The sequence below is a fragment of the Paenarthrobacter sp. Y-19 genome (assembly GCF_029223985.1).
In the GTDB taxonomy this organism is placed as follows: Bacteria; Actinomycetota; Actinomycetes; order Actinomycetales; family Micrococcaceae; genus Arthrobacter; species Arthrobacter nicotinovorans.
Genome location: NZ_CP119414.1, coordinates 936,704 through 949,563, shown reverse-complemented (window position 1 = coordinate 949,563; position 12,860 = coordinate 936,704). Strand labels below are relative to the sequence as shown.

The 12,860-nt window shown below is 63.0% G+C and carries 11 protein-coding genes; 7 read left to right on the top strand and 4 right to left on the bottom strand.

All coding sequences use genetic code 11. The features are described 5' to 3' along the window. Nucleotides 1–14: 14 nt before the first annotated feature. Genes ilvA through PYR64_RS04485 form a run of 3 tightly spaced genes read right to left on the bottom strand, consistent with a single transcriptional unit; the run spans nt 15 to nt 3,545 of the window. On the bottom strand, nt 15–1,253 hold the full coding sequence (ilvA, locus tag PYR64_RS04495) for a threonine ammonia-lyase (protein ID WP_018777289.1): 1,239 nt from the start codon (nt 1,251–1,253) through the stop codon (nt 15–17). Nucleotides 1,254–1,256: 3 nt separating this feature from the next. Next, nucleotides 1,257–2,534 (bottom strand): AI-2E family transporter, encoded by a 1,278-nt coding sequence (locus PYR64_RS04490; RefSeq protein WP_018777288.1) that lies wholly within the window; start codon nt 2,532–2,534, stop codon nt 1,257–1,259. Between the two features lie 60 nt (nt 2,535–2,594). Further along, nucleotides 2,595–3,545: an aldose 1-epimerase family protein gene (locus PYR64_RS04485; RefSeq protein ID WP_275778614.1), complete on the bottom strand. Its 951-nt coding sequence runs from the start codon at nt 3,543–3,545 to the stop codon at nt 2,595–2,597. Between the two features lie 99 nt (nt 3,546–3,644). Between PYR64_RS04485 and galT the strand changes: the two genes are divergently transcribed. The 3 genes from galT to PYR64_RS04470 are packed head-to-tail and all read left to right on the top strand — an operon-like array spanning nt 3,645 to nt 7,245. After that, nucleotides 3,645–4,796: a galactose-1-phosphate uridylyltransferase gene (gene galT / locus PYR64_RS04480; RefSeq protein WP_275778612.1), complete on the top strand. Its 1,152-nt coding sequence runs from the start codon at nt 3,645–3,647 to the stop codon at nt 4,794–4,796. Further along, nucleotides 4,793–5,953: a galactokinase gene (gene galK / locus PYR64_RS04475; RefSeq protein WP_275778610.1), complete on the top strand. Its 1,161-nt coding sequence runs from the start codon at nt 4,793–4,795 to the stop codon at nt 5,951–5,953. Before galT ends, galK begins: the two co-directional genes overlap by 4 nt. A 53-nt stretch (nt 5,954–6,006) precedes the next feature. Next, nucleotides 6,007–7,245, top strand: a complete 1,239-nt coding sequence (locus PYR64_RS04470; protein WP_275778608.1) for an acetyl-CoA C-acetyltransferase — start codon at nt 6,007–6,009, stop codon at nt 7,243–7,245. Nucleotides 7,246–7,355: 110 nt separating this feature from the next. Here the strand turns inward: PYR64_RS04470 and PYR64_RS04465 are convergent, their stop codons facing one another. Continuing rightward, entirely contained in the window at nt 7,356–8,264 is a 909-nt protein-coding gene (locus PYR64_RS04465; protein ID WP_018777283.1) for a Bax inhibitor-1/YccA family protein, read from the bottom strand. A gap of 418 nt (nt 8,265–8,682) precedes the next feature. On the opposite strand from PYR64_RS04465, the gene PYR64_RS04460 reads away from it, so the two are divergent. The 4 genes from PYR64_RS04460 to PYR64_RS04445 are packed head-to-tail and all read left to right on the top strand — an operon-like array spanning nt 8,683 to nt 12,835. Further along, complete coding sequence (locus PYR64_RS04460) at nt 8,683–10,017, top strand: branched-chain amino acid ABC transporter permease (RefSeq protein ID WP_227453511.1); 1,335 nt, start codon at nt 8,683–8,685, stop codon at nt 10,015–10,017. A 9-nt stretch (nt 10,018–10,026) separates the two neighbouring features. Further along, nucleotides 10,027–10,995: a branched-chain amino acid ABC transporter permease gene (locus tag PYR64_RS04455; protein WP_275778605.1), complete on the top strand. Its 969-nt coding sequence runs from the start codon at nt 10,027–10,029 to the stop codon at nt 10,993–10,995. Beyond that, nucleotides 10,992–12,068 carry an ABC transporter ATP-binding protein gene (locus PYR64_RS04450; RefSeq protein WP_275778603.1) on the top strand — a complete coding sequence of 359 codons (1,077 nt, stop codon included), beginning with the start codon at nt 10,992–10,994 and terminating at the stop codon, nt 12,066–12,068. The genes PYR64_RS04455 and PYR64_RS04450 overlap by 4 nt, the downstream gene beginning before the upstream one ends. Beyond that, a complete protein-coding gene (locus tag PYR64_RS04445) occupies nt 12,065–12,835 on the top strand; it encodes an ABC transporter ATP-binding protein (protein ID WP_275778601.1) in 771 nt (256 codons plus the stop codon). The genes PYR64_RS04450 and PYR64_RS04445 overlap by 4 nt, the downstream gene beginning before the upstream one ends. Nucleotides 12,836–12,860: the final 25 nt, after the last annotated feature.

Below are 12,860 nucleotides of genomic sequence, written 5' to 3'. Positions count from 1 at the left end.
GGGCGCTCCTCCCGTCAGTGCACCACGATCGGCTGGAAGCCCTCGGCCCGCAAGGCGCCAAGGACCTGTTCGCCGTGTTCGTGGCCCTTCGTTTCCAGGTTGATGGTGATGGAGACATCGCCCATGCTGATGGAACCGCCCAGGCGCGTGTGGTCCAGACCGGTCACGTTGGCATCGTTCTCTGCGATGATCCGGGCGATCGTAGCCAATGAGCCGGGACGGTCATCGAGCATCATACGGACCGTCATGAAGCGGCCTGCAGCCGACAAACCGCGCTGGATGACCTTCAGCATCAGCATGGGATCGATGTTGCCGCCGGAAAGCACGACGGCGGTGTTCCCTGGGTTTTCGATCTTGCCGTCCATCAGTGCGGCTACTCCCACCGCGCCGGCGGGCTCAACGACCATCTTTGCGCGTTCCAGCAGGAAAATGAGCGCACGGGCCAATGAGTCTTCGCTGACGGTGACAACGTCGTCCACAAGCTCTCGGATGATGCTGAACGGCAGCTGTCCCGGTCGTCCCACTGCGATGCCGTCAGCCATCGTGGATACCTTCTTGAGCGGCACCAGGGCATCGGCAGCCAGGGAGGGCGGGTACGCCGCGGCGTTTTCTGCCTGCACACCAATGACCCTGATCTCACGGCCAAGCTCCTTGGCGCGGGCTTTGATGGCCACGGCCACGCCGGCCAGCAGTCCACCGCCGCCGACGCCCATAAGGATGGTGTCCACATTGGGGATCTGTTCCAGGATCTCCAGACCGATGGTGCCTTGACCCGCTACGACATCCACGTTGTCAAAGGGGTGCACGAAGACGGCACCGGTTTCGTTGGCGTAGCGTTGCGCTTCGGCCAGTGCCTCGTCCACATTGTGGCCGTGAAGGATGACCTCTGCCCCGTGGCTGCGCGTGGCGGCGAGTTTGGGGAGGGCGACGCCCAGCGGCATGTAGATCCGGGCGTTGATGCCCAGGCTCTTGGCGGCCACTGCGACACCTTGGGCGTGGTTGCCGGCGGAGGCCGCCACTACACCGCGCTTCTTTTCGTCGGCAGTGAGGCGGGCCATGCGTACATAGGCACCACGGACTTTGAACGAGCCGGCGCGCTGCAGGTTCTCACACTTGAAGAAGACATTTCCGCCCACAAGGTGGCCCAGCGCCCGGGACGACTCCACCGGAGTCTTGGTAATAATGCCCTCGAGCAGCTCCTGCGCCTTGAGGACATCGTCCAGGGTGACGGGCAGGGTATCGAGGGTATTCACTGACTATTCTCCTTTGTTGGTGTCGGCCTCGGGGCCCTCAGCAGAGGTGCTCCCCGGAGCCTTGGTCGTGCCGGCGCCGCCCCTGGCGAGACGGGATTCGGACTTTGGAAGGTGCACTTCCTTGAAGTTGGCGTCGCCGGAACCCGCGGAAGCGGCCGCCGGTTGGAGTCCGGCGCCACCCAATCCTTCATCATGTTCCCACGTCCGGCCGGCAATGTAGCGAACTGCCGTGTTTACTACGGCGAGCAGGGGAACTGCGAACAGGGCTCCCGGGATGCCTGCCAGATAAGAGCCTGCAGCCACCGAGAGGATGACGGCCACCGGGTGCAGGGCAACAGCCTTGCCCATGACCAGCGGCTGCAGGATGTGACTCTCAAGCTGCTGCACCAGCAGGACGATGGCCAGCATGATCAGGGCATTGACGGGCCCATTGGCGACGAGGGCCAGCAGCACCGCGATGGCACCGGTGACCAGCGCGCCCACAACAGGGATGAACGAGCCGATGAAAACAAGGACGGCGAGGGGCAGTGCCAAGGGGACCTGGATGATCGCAGCACCGACACCAATGCCTACGGCGTCCACGAAGGCAACGAACATCTGGATCCGGACGTAACTGACCATCGAGGTCCAACCCCGCCGGCCTGCACCGTCGGTTGCCCTCCGCGCCGTTTTAGGCAGAAGGCGTACCAGGAAGGCCCAGATTCGGCTTCCCTCCAGCAGGAAGAAGATCAGGATGAACAGCGCCAGCACCAGGCCGGCCGCGAAGTGTCCTGCGGTACTGCCAAAGGACAAGGCACCGCTGAGGATGCTGCTGCTGTTGTTCTGCAGGGCGTTGGCACCATCGGCGATGTACTGGTCGATCTGGTCGGCGGTGAGATGGAGGGGGCCGTCGGCCAGCCAGGTCTGGATCTGCTGGATTCCGGCGAGGGCTTCCTGCCACAGTGCGCCGAAGCCGGACACCAACTGCCGGCCCACAAGAGCCAGGGCGCCGGCAATGACGCCGATGAACCCGACTACGGTAATGGCGACGGCAGCGCCATTGGGAAGTTTGCGGCTCCGCAACCAGGCCACCACCGGATAGAGCAGACCGGCCAGCAGCGCTGCCACCATGACGGGGATGATGAGGAAGCTGACCTTCCCCAGGAGCCACACCAGAGCACCGATCATGAGCAGTATCAGACCTGCCCGCCACGACCAGGCTGCAGCAATGCGCACCCCATAGGGGATGTCCTCGGCGATTTGGCGGTCAGAACGGGGCTTGGCGTCCGGTGTTGGCGTCATGAACCCATAATTCCGTAGCCCGCTCCGTATGGGAAACCGACCCGCAGGCAGCGCCGCGGACTAAAGGGATGCAGTAATGCCCCAGTTCATGGTGAACGCCTCCCCCGGCGCCAACCAGCGGAGGCCGTCACCACTGTTGAAGGCGTTCGCCGGGCCAGTCATCGGTTCGATGGCCACTGCCCTGGAACGTCCAGGAAAGGTGTCAGTGATGAAGACATGGACATACTGGCAGTTCGTGTCCTGCTCCAGGCTTACACTGCGGCCATCAGGTGCGGTGAGCGTGTGGCGGGCCGCGCCGCCGTCGAACTCCAGGTCCGTTAACGCGACGTCCACCAATGACGTGCCAACCGGGATGCCTGATGAAAAGTCGTACGGCCCGTCCGCCGGGGCCGTGCTGCGCGGGATCAGGCGCTCATCCGCCACAAGCCGGGTCCGGGCGTTGACGGTAAGGATGAGGTCTTCGGGGGCAGTGTCGCCCAAGCGCAAGTAAGGGTGGGCGCCAAGGACAAAAGGAGCCGGGCTCTGCGCTTGGTTGATCAAGGTCTGGGAAACACGGAGGTCCAGGGCGTCGTCGAGTTCGTAGCGCACCCGGTGAAGCACCAGAAACGGGTAGCCGTGCTGGGGAAAAACAGTGGCTTCCAGGGTGACGGAGAATTCGGACTCATCCACCAGCGCATAGCCGGTGTTGCGCAATAGTCCGTGGCTGGCGTTGTTGCGTGAAACTTCCGTGATGTCGAGCTGCTGCTTCTTGCCGTCGAGGTACCAGATTCCGTCTTCCACCCGGTTGGCCCACGGCGCAAGGGTGATGCCGGTGGCCCCTGGAGAGATTTCAGCGTCGCCGTAGCTCTCGGTCAGCTGGACGCCGCCGCGGGAGTACAGCCGCAGTCCCGCAGCCAGTTCCGTGACGACAGCAACGGCGTTGTCCCGTCGCAGCTCGAACTGCCGACCCGTGGCGAAACGGCGGGATTCGGGGTGGTGGGCGCTGTCGGCTGGCATCGAAGAGGCAGGCATGGCATTACCGTACTGCATTTGGGAGGTCGGACCGGACCCGGCAATGTTTGCTTTTGTTAGAAACTATGCGCTTTTGGTCATTTGTGGAACAATGAAGTCATGAGCCGCATCACCACAACCCGCCTGGCGGACAGCCGGGAGCTGATCTACTTTGACGACCCCGGAACGCCGGAACGGTCACCGGAATCGCTGGTTGACCATCGCCGGCTCCCCGCACGGGGCGAGCCCGGCGAAGTCAGGTACGACGCATTGTCAGGAGACTGGGTGGCTGTGGCAGCCCACCGGCAAACACGGACGCATCTCCCTCCGGCCGATCAGTGCCCCATCTGCCCCACCACTGCCGCAAACCCCTCGGAGATTCCGGCGCCGGACTACGACGTCGTGGTGTTTGAAAACCGCTTCCCGTCCCTGGGACCGGCCCTGGGCGACATCCCTCCGCTGCCTGCAGCGGGACAGAACGCCCGCGGCATCACAGGTCCCGCTTTTGGCCGCTGTGAGGTCGTGGCTTTCACGCCGCAGCATACTGGCTCCTTCGCAGGGTTGGGCGAGACCCGCGCCCGGACAGTGATCGAAGCGTGGGCACAGCGGACCGAGGCGCTGAGCGCCCTGCCCGGCATCAAGCAGGTCTTCCCCTTCGAGAACCGCGGCGCCGACATCGGCGTCACCCTGCACCACCCGCACGGCCAGATCTACGCCTACCCGTACGTGACGCCGCGGGCCGCCCAACTCGGCGCCGTAGCCCGCAAGTATTACGACGACGTCGACGCGAAGGAAACGCTCGGGGCCTCGCTCCTGAAGGCGGAACGTGAAGACGGCAGCCGCATGGTCCTGGAGGCCGAGCACTTCAGCGCCTATGTTCCCTTCGCTGCGCGCTGGCCCTTGGAAATCCACCTGGTGCCCCACCGCAGCGTGCCTGACCTTGCGGCGCTCACAGGGGCCGAGCGGGACGAGCTCTCGCACGTCTACCTGGACCTGCTCAAGCGCCTCGACGCCCTGTACCCCACTCCCATGCCGTACATCTCCGCGTGGCACCAGGCCCCGCTGGATCCCTCGCTTCGTCCGGCGGGGCAACTGCACCTGCAGCTCACCTCCCCCCGGCGCGCGGCCGATAAGCTCAAGTACCTGGCCGGATCGGAAGCGGCCATGGGAGCGTTCATCAACGACACCACCCCCGAAGCCGTGGCCGAGCGGCTCCGCAACGTCGCCGCTGCACCGGCCACCGACAAAACCATGGAAGGCATCCGAGCATGACCACCACCACGGACGCCAGCGTCCTCACCGCCCGTTTCCAGGAAACGTTCGGAGCAGCTCCCGACGGCGTGTGGCAGGCACCGGGACGCGTCAACCTGATCGGCGAACATACCGATTACAACGAAGGCTTTGTGCTTCCCTTCGCCATCGACAGGACGGCGAAGGTGGCCCTGCGCGTCCGCGACGATTCGACGGTGCGCATGCTGTCCACATTCGGCGGCCACGGGATGGTGGAAGCCAGTCTCGTGGAGCTGGAACCCGGCTCGGGCGAAGGCTGGTCCCGTTATCCCCTGGGAGTCGCCTGGGCTCTGCAGGAGCGCGGCATCACCGTACCCGGCTTTGACCTGCTGCTCGATTCCGATGTCCCCTCGGGCGCCGGGCTGTCTTCCTCCCACGCCATCGAGTGCGCCGTCATCTCCGCACTCAACGAACTCACGGGTGCCGGCTTTGCGGCGGAGGAGCTTGTTCTGGCCACCCAGCGCGCCGAAAACATCTTTGTCGGGGCTCCCACGGGAATCATGGACCAGTCGGCATCCCTGCGTGGCGCCAAGGGACACGCTGTCTTCCTCGATTGCCGCGACCAACACGTTGAGTTGGTCCCGTTCGACGCCGAGGCCTCGGGCCTGGTCCTGCTGGTTATCGACACCAAGGTCTCACACTCACACGCCGACGGCGGATACGCCTCGCGCCGCGCGTCCTGCGAGCTGGGAGCCGAAATCCTCGGCGTTAAAGCACTGCGCGACGTCGGCGTCGAGGATTTGGAGGAAGCTTCCGGGCTGTTGGATGAGACCACGCTTCGGCGGGTGCGTCACGTGGTCACCGAAAACGACCGCGTTCTCCAAACCGTCGAGATACTTGGCAGCCGGGGACCTGCGAGCATTGGAGCCCTGCTGGACGCCAGCCACGTGTCCATGCGCGACGACTTCGAGATCTCCTGCCCGGAGCTCGATCTGGCCGTGGATACCTCCCGTGCCAGCGGCGCAATCGGTGCGCGAATGACCGGCGGCGGTTTCGGTGGTTCTGCCATCGCCCTGACGCCGGTGGGCCAGGAACAGCAGGTGAGGGACGCCGTCGTGCGTTCCTTTGCGGAGGCGGGCTTCACCGCACCGGACATCTTCACTGTCACCCCCGCTGCAGGCGCCTTCCGCCTGGCCTGACGCGCCCGGCCTGCGCCCGGTAAGCACAGCGATGCCGGGCGTAAGCTGGGGCCATGACTGAGGCTGTCATTGTTTCCACTGCCAGAAGCCCGATCGGGCGCGCCTTCAAAGGGTCCTTGAAGGATGAACGACCCGACGACCTCGCCACTGCCATGGTGCAGGCGGCACTGGCCAAGGTTCCTGGCTTCGACCCGGGCTCGGAGGACGGACGCGGCCTGGACGACATCCTCCTGGGCTGCGCGGAACCCAGCGGCGAAGCAGGCTCGAACATGGCCCGCGTCGTGGCGGTGCTGGCCGGATTGGACCAGGTTCCGGCAGCCACCATCAACCGCTTCTGCGCATCGAGCCTCCAAACCCTGAGGATGGCCTTCCATGCCATCAAATCCGGGGAGGCCCACGCGGTGGTTTCCGCCGGGGTGGAGAGCGTCTCGCGCTACCGGAACTGGGTGGGCGCCGGCGAAACCGACACCGCCGACCACAATCCCCGCTTCGAAGCAGCCGCCCAGCGCACCGCAGCCCGCGCCGCTTCCAACATCCCGTGGACGGACCCCCGTTTTGGCGGCCGCTTGCCGGACATCTACATCTCCATGGGCCAGACCGCGGAGAACGTCGCCACGAGCTACGGCATCAGCCGCGCCGAGCAGGACGAATGGGGCGTCCTGAGCCAGAATCGTGCCGAGGCTGCAATTGCCTCCGGGTTCTACGCCCGGGACATCACACCCTTCACGCGCAAGGACGGAGTGGTGGTTGACCGTGACGACTCTCCCCGGCCGGGGGTGACACTGGAGGCGGTGTCGGCACTGCAGCCCGTGTTCCGCCCAGGGGGCACTGTGACGGCAGGTAATGCCTGTCCCCTCAACGACGGCGCGGCGGCCGTGGTGGTCATGAGTGATACCCGGGCACGCGAACTCAGCCTGGAACCCTTGGCGCGGGTGGTATCAACAGGCGTCAGCGCACTCTCACCCGAACTAATGGGCATGGGGCCGGTGGAGTCCACCCGGCGGGCACTTTCCCTCGCTGGCCTGACGATGGACGACATCGATCTGGTGGAGCTTAACGAGGCCTTCGCCGTGCAGGTGGTGGCAAGTGCCAGGGAGTTGGACATCGATCCTGCCAAACTCAACGTTCACGGCGGCGCCATCGCCCTGGGACATCCGTTCGGCATGACTGGCGCACGCATGACCAGCACTCTGCTGAACGGTTTGAAGGAACGGGACGGGACACTGGGGCTGGCAACACTCTGCGTGGGTGGCGGCCAGGGCATGGCCGTGGTCTTCGAACGCCTGAGCTGACGCGAGGGGTTGGATCCCACCCCTTTGACACACCCTTTCCCCCGAAACCTCACCCCTCGAAGACACGAAAAAGCCCCGAAGACGAATCTTCGGGGCTTTTTGCTGTGTAGCTAGTCGTCGCCTCGCAGGATGGCGAGCAGTCGAATGATCTCGACGTAGAGCCAGACCAGCGTGACTGTCAGGCCGAATGCTGCAACCCAGGAGTAACGCTCCGGGGCACCGGCGCGGACGCCTTCTTCGATGCTGGTGAAGTCCATGATGAGCGAGAACGCTGCCAGGCCGATGGCCAGGATACCGATGAAGACACCCAGCGGGATGCCGGCAATGGTGATGCTGGTGCGAAGGCCGAAGGGCTCCTGCACGGCACCCGTCCACATCATGACCAGGTTGATCAGCGCGAAGACCGCATAGCCGATGGTCGCGATCATGAAGAAGCGCACCATCTTCGGCGTAGCGCGAACCTTGCCGCTCTTGAACAGCACGAGTGTCACACCGAAGACTGCAAGGGTACCGATGACGGCCTGCAGGCCGACGCCCGGGTACATGCCATCGAGGATCCGGGTCAGGCCACCGAGGAACAGGCCCTCGAGTCCGGCATAGGCCAGGATCAGGGCCGGTGACGGCTGCTTCTTGAAGGTGTTGACCAGGGCCAGGACGAATCCGCCCAAGGCGCCAACGATCATCAGCAGGCTGGACAGGCCAGGTGCCACAAACAGCGTCACGGCTGCGCCGATCACGAGGACCACCAAGCAGGCAACGGTCTTCATGATGACATCGTCATAAGTCATGCGGCCGGTGTCAGCGGGGCCTGCTGCCGGCTGGTTGTACATCTGCTGCAGTTGTTCGTTGGTCATGCCCTGCTGCTGGGCTGACCATGCGGCCTGGCCGTCCATGACCTGTCCGGGCGCCCGGCCAGCCTGGTTAAATTGCTGGCCGTACGGATTTTGCGGTACAGGCGGGGCCTGCTTTGCTCCACGGAAATTCTTTCCGTTGAAGACTGGGTTTCCGCCAAGTGCCATTACGGGTGTCCTCCTGAAAAAGGGCTAAGTGATAGTTCACGGTACCAATTACCACGCGTGCGCGGCAGGGAAAGTTCCCCTGTTCACCGAGACGAAACGCAACCGTGACAAGGCAGGGGACGAATCCGGGACGCGTTTCGGCCCGCGAAACTTAAGTGACACTGCCACACAACAAATTTTTTGTTTAGGAATCCTGCATTAATAGTTGCCTATAGCTTCACAGTTGTTATCTGATCGCGATCTTCGCACCCCCGAACTGGGCATTCATTCGGTCCGTCGAGCGGTAACATAGGCCACACATGGGTGACTTAGATCACAATCGAGGCAGCTAGGCAAGAACTGTTCACAAGCCCCATGACCCGTTCGCACCGGCTGCAATGGCGCAGTCGGGACCACCCCCACTGTGGAGGTTTCCATTTTGAGAAGCACACTGCGCGACCCGTCCAAGAGACGGTCCAAGGGACTGCAGAGAGTCGTGGGGGCACTGTTCGCAGCCCTGATCGCAACTCTGTTGATCGCCGCCCCTTCGGCACAGGCAACCACCCCCTCGCCTTCGCCATCACCCACCAATTTCCAAAACAACATCAGCGGGTTCCTCCGCGATGACGCCCGGGCCCCCATACCCGGCGTCAAGATCAAAGCCTCGGGCAACGGATTCGAAGGTGAAGCCACCTCCGGAGCCAACGGTGCGTGGAGCATCGGCGTACCAGTCCAAGGCACCTATACCGTTGAGCTCGATACCTCGACCTTGCCCGATGGCATCAAGCTCGCGGATGGCCAGGACAACCCCAGGGATGTCACCTTCAGCCAGACGTCCAACTTGTCGGTGATCTTCGCCTTCGGCAAAGGCATCGTGGTCCAGCAACAGGACTTCGGCCAGAACCTCTTGAACCGCCTGGTGGCGGGTTTGAGCTTCGGCCTCCTCCTCGCATTGGCTGCAGTGGGACTTTCGCTGATCTTCGGAACCACCGGCCTCACCAACTTCGCCCACGGCGAGATGGTGACCCTCGGCGCAGTCCTCGTCTTCATGTTCAACGGCTTCGGCCTCCCCTTCTGGCTGGCGATCCTGCTGGCCCTCGTAGGCGGTGGGCTCTTCGGCTACGTCCAGGACGCAGGACTTTGGCGTCCCCTGAGGCGGCGCGGTTCCGGACTGGTCCCCATGATGATCGTCAGCATCGGCCTCGCCCTTGCCATCCGGTACGTCATCCAGTTCTTCTTTGGCGGTGCTACACAGCAGCTGCCGGGAGCACAGAGCGCTGAGATCCAGATCGGCCCCGTGTCCATCTCCCCCAACAACCTGTGGTCGTTGCTCATCAGTGCCGTGGTGATCGCCTTGATCGGGTTCATCCTGTTGAAGACCCGGCTGGGCAAGGCAACCCGCGCGGTCGCCGACAACCCGGCGCTGGCAGCAGCCTCCGGCATCGACGTCGACTCCGTCATCCGGATCGTGTGGATCGTCGGCGGCGTCCTGGCCTCCCTGGGCGGCATCCTCTGGGCCTACTACCGCCCTGGTGTCACCTTCGATATGGGTTCGCAGATCCTGCTGCTCATCTTTGCGGGTGTGACGCTCGGTGGATTGGGCACAGTATTCGGTGCGCTGATCGGTTCGATCGTCGTAGGCATCTTCGTGGAACTGACAACAGTCTTCGGCCTTCCCGCCGACCTCAAATACGTCGGTGCCCTTTTCATCATGATCGTTGTTCTTCTGTTCCGACCGCAGGGTATCCTCGGCCGGCGTGAGCGTGTGGGTTAGGAGCGGGCCATGGATTTCGGATTTATTTTCTCCAGCGCCCTTGGTGAATTGTTCAGCCCGACGACGGCGGCCTACGCGCTTGCCGCTTTGGGCCTTGCCGTGCACTTCGGCTACTCGGGCCTCCTGAACTTCGGCCAGGCAGGCTTCATGGCTGTCGGCGCCTACGGTTTCGCCATCTCCACTCTCACCTTCGATGCCCCGTTCTTTTTAGCCCTGCTCGTTTCGGTCATCTGTTCGGTCATCTTCGCCTTCATTCTGGGTATCCCAACGCTGCGGCTTCGAGCCGACTATCTGGCAATCGTCACCATCGCAGCCGCGGAAATTGTCCGCTACGTGGTCACCACCAACCAGCTCACCAAAGTCACCGGTTCCGCCAACGGCCTGGCTGCCTTCGAGAACACGTTCTACGCCATGAATCCCTTCCCCGAAGGGTCCTACATGGGAATGAACAACCGCGATTTCTTCATCCGCGTCGTGGGCTGGGGCCTGGTTATCGTCTGCTGCGTCCTGGTGTGGCTGCTGATGCGCAGCCCGTGGGGCCGCGTCCTGAAGGGCATTCGTGAGGATGAGAACGCTGTCCGGTCCCTGGGCAAGAACGTTTACGCCTACAAGATGCAGGCACTCGTCATCGGTGGTGTCCTTGGCGCCCTGGCCGGCATGATCTTCACGCTCCCCCGCGGTGCTGTCCAGCCGTCCAACTACGGAACAGAACTGACGTTCTTCCTCTGGACATGCCTCCTGCTCGGCGGCATGGCCACCGTACTGGGGCCCGTTATCGGAGCAATGATCTTCTGGGTTGTCCTCTCCCTGACCCAGAGCCTGCTCTATGGCCTCATCGAATCAGGGGCGGTCACCTGGCTGACAACGGTCCAGGCGGGCCAGCTGCGCTACATCCTTGTGGGCGTGGCGCTGATGCTCCTGATGATCTTCCGCCCACAAGGCGTGTTCGGCAATAAGAAGGAGCTTGCTTTCGCATGAGTGAGACCAACGACAGCAATATCGGCAACAGCGAAAATATTGATTACATGACAGATTCGCGCCCGATCGCAGTTGGGGAAAACACACCCGGTTGCAAGAAACGCGATCCGATCGTGGTGGCAGAGGACGTGACCCGCTCCTTTGGCGGCATCAATGCTGTGGATGTCGAGTACCTCGAAATTCCCCGCCACAAGATCACCGCATTGATCGGACCCAACGGTGCGGGCAAAACCACCCTGTTCAACCTGCTGACGGGCTTTGACACTCCCAACTCCGGGAAGTGGCAGTTCGAAGGCAACAGCCTTGCCGGAGTTTCCTCCTACAAAGTGGCCCGCATGGGCATGGTCCGGACCTTCCAGCTCACCAAGGTCATGGGCAAGCTGACGGTTATGGAAAACATGCGCCTGGGGGCAGCAGACCAACCGGGCGAGCGGCTCTCCAGGGCTCTGTTCAAGGGCATGTGGGGCGGCCGTGAAAAGGAGATCACCGCCCAGGCCAACATCCTGCTGGAGAAGTTCAAGCTGGATGCCAAGAAGGACGATTATGCTGCGTCGCTTTCCGGCGGCCAGCGCAAGCTCCTGGAGATGGCCCGCTCCTTGATGGTCAAGCCCAAACTGGTCATGCTCGATGAGCCGATGGCAGGCGTGAACCCGGCACTGACGCAGTCGCTGCTGGACCACATCAAGAACCTTAAGGCCGAGGGCATGACCGTTCTCTTCGTCGAGCACGACATGAACATGGTCCGCCACATCGCTGACTGGGTGGTGGTCATGGCCGAAGGCAAGGTAGTGGCCGAGGGACCTCCTGGCGAAGTGATGAAGAACCCTGCCGTCATCGATGCCTACCTTGGTGCCCACCACGACGTCGATCTTGGCGACGCTGAAGGCATCAAGGAACTCGAGGCCGAGCTGGAGGCCGACGACGAGTCGGTGGTCGGCACGGAAGACGCCGGCATTCTGTCGGACATCGTCGAACCCAGGATCGTTGAACCGAAACACGCTGAACCCAGCCACGCTGAACCGAAACACGTTGAACCCAATCATGTTGAACCCAGGAATGAGGAGGGGAAATGAGCAGCACCAGCGCCATGCCGGCTCCGGCTCCGGCCCCCACAGGCGATTCAGTGGTGAAGGTCACCAACCTCGTTGCAGGTTACATCCCGGGCGTCAACATCCTGAACGGCTGCAGCATCGAAGCCCGCAAAGGTGAACTCATCGGCATCATTGGCCCCAACGGCGCCGGCAAGTCCACGCTGCTGAAAGCCATGTTCGGTTTGGTCAAGGTCCACTCGGGCACCGTTGTGGTGCGAGGACAGGACCTCACCGGGTTGAAGGCCAACAAGCTGGTCACCCAGGGCGTTGGTTTCGTACCGCAGACCAACAACGTTTTTGCCACGCTGACCATCGAGGAAAACCTCCAGATGGGTATGTTCCAGCGGCCCAAGGTGTTCGCCGAACGCTTTGACTTCGTCACCAGCCTCTTCCCGGAGTTGGCCAAGCGGCGCGCCCAGCGTGCAGGGTCACTTTCCGGAGGTGAACGCCAGATGGTGGCCATGGGCCGGGCACTGATGATAGATCCCGCAGTGCTGCTCCTGGACGAGCCATCCGCTGGCCTCTCCCCCGTCAAACAGGACGAGACCTTCCTTCGGGTCCACGAAATCAACCGGGCCGGAGTGTCCGTGATCATGGTGGAGCAGAACGCCCGCCGCTGTCTCCAGATCTGCGACCGCGGCTACGTCCTGGACCAGGGCAAGGACGCCTACACAGGCACCGGCCGGGAGCTCATGAAGGACCCCAAAGTCATCCAGCTCTACTTGGGAACCTTGGCTGACGAGGTCTAGCGAAAAGCAAAGCGGGGTCACTTCC

Bases quoted from the DNA above. Each gene is read 5' to 3' on its own strand.
- PYR64_RS04450 (WP_275778603.1), top strand. From the start codon at position 10,992: ATGAGTGAGACCAACGACAGCAATATCGGCAACAGCGAAAATATTGAT.
- galK (WP_275778610.1), top strand. From the start codon at position 4,793: ATGACCACCACCACGGACGCCAGCGTCCTCACCGCCCGTTTCCAGGAA.
- PYR64_RS04445 (WP_275778601.1), top strand. From the start codon at position 12,065: ATGAGCAGCACCAGCGCCATGCCGGCTCCGGCTCCGGCCCCCACAGGC.
- PYR64_RS04470 (WP_275778608.1), top strand. From the start codon at position 6,007: ATGACTGAGGCTGTCATTGTTTCCACTGCCAGAAGCCCGATCGGGCGC.
- PYR64_RS04465 (WP_018777283.1), bottom strand. From the start codon at position 8,264: ATGGCACTTGGCGGAAACCCAGTCTTCAACGGAAAGAATTTCCGTGGA.
- PYR64_RS04485 (WP_275778614.1), bottom strand. From the start codon at position 3,545: ATGCCTGCCTCTTCGATGCCAGCCGACAGCGCCCACCACCCCGAATCC.
- galT (WP_275778612.1), top strand. From the start codon at position 3,645: ATGAGCCGCATCACCACAACCCGCCTGGCGGACAGCCGGGAGCTGATC.
- PYR64_RS04455 (WP_275778605.1), top strand. From the start codon at position 10,027: ATGGATTTCGGATTTATTTTCTCCAGCGCCCTTGGTGAATTGTTCAGC.
- PYR64_RS04490 (WP_018777288.1), bottom strand. From the start codon at position 2,534: ATGACGCCAACACCGGACGCCAAGCCCCGTTCTGACCGCCAAATCGCC.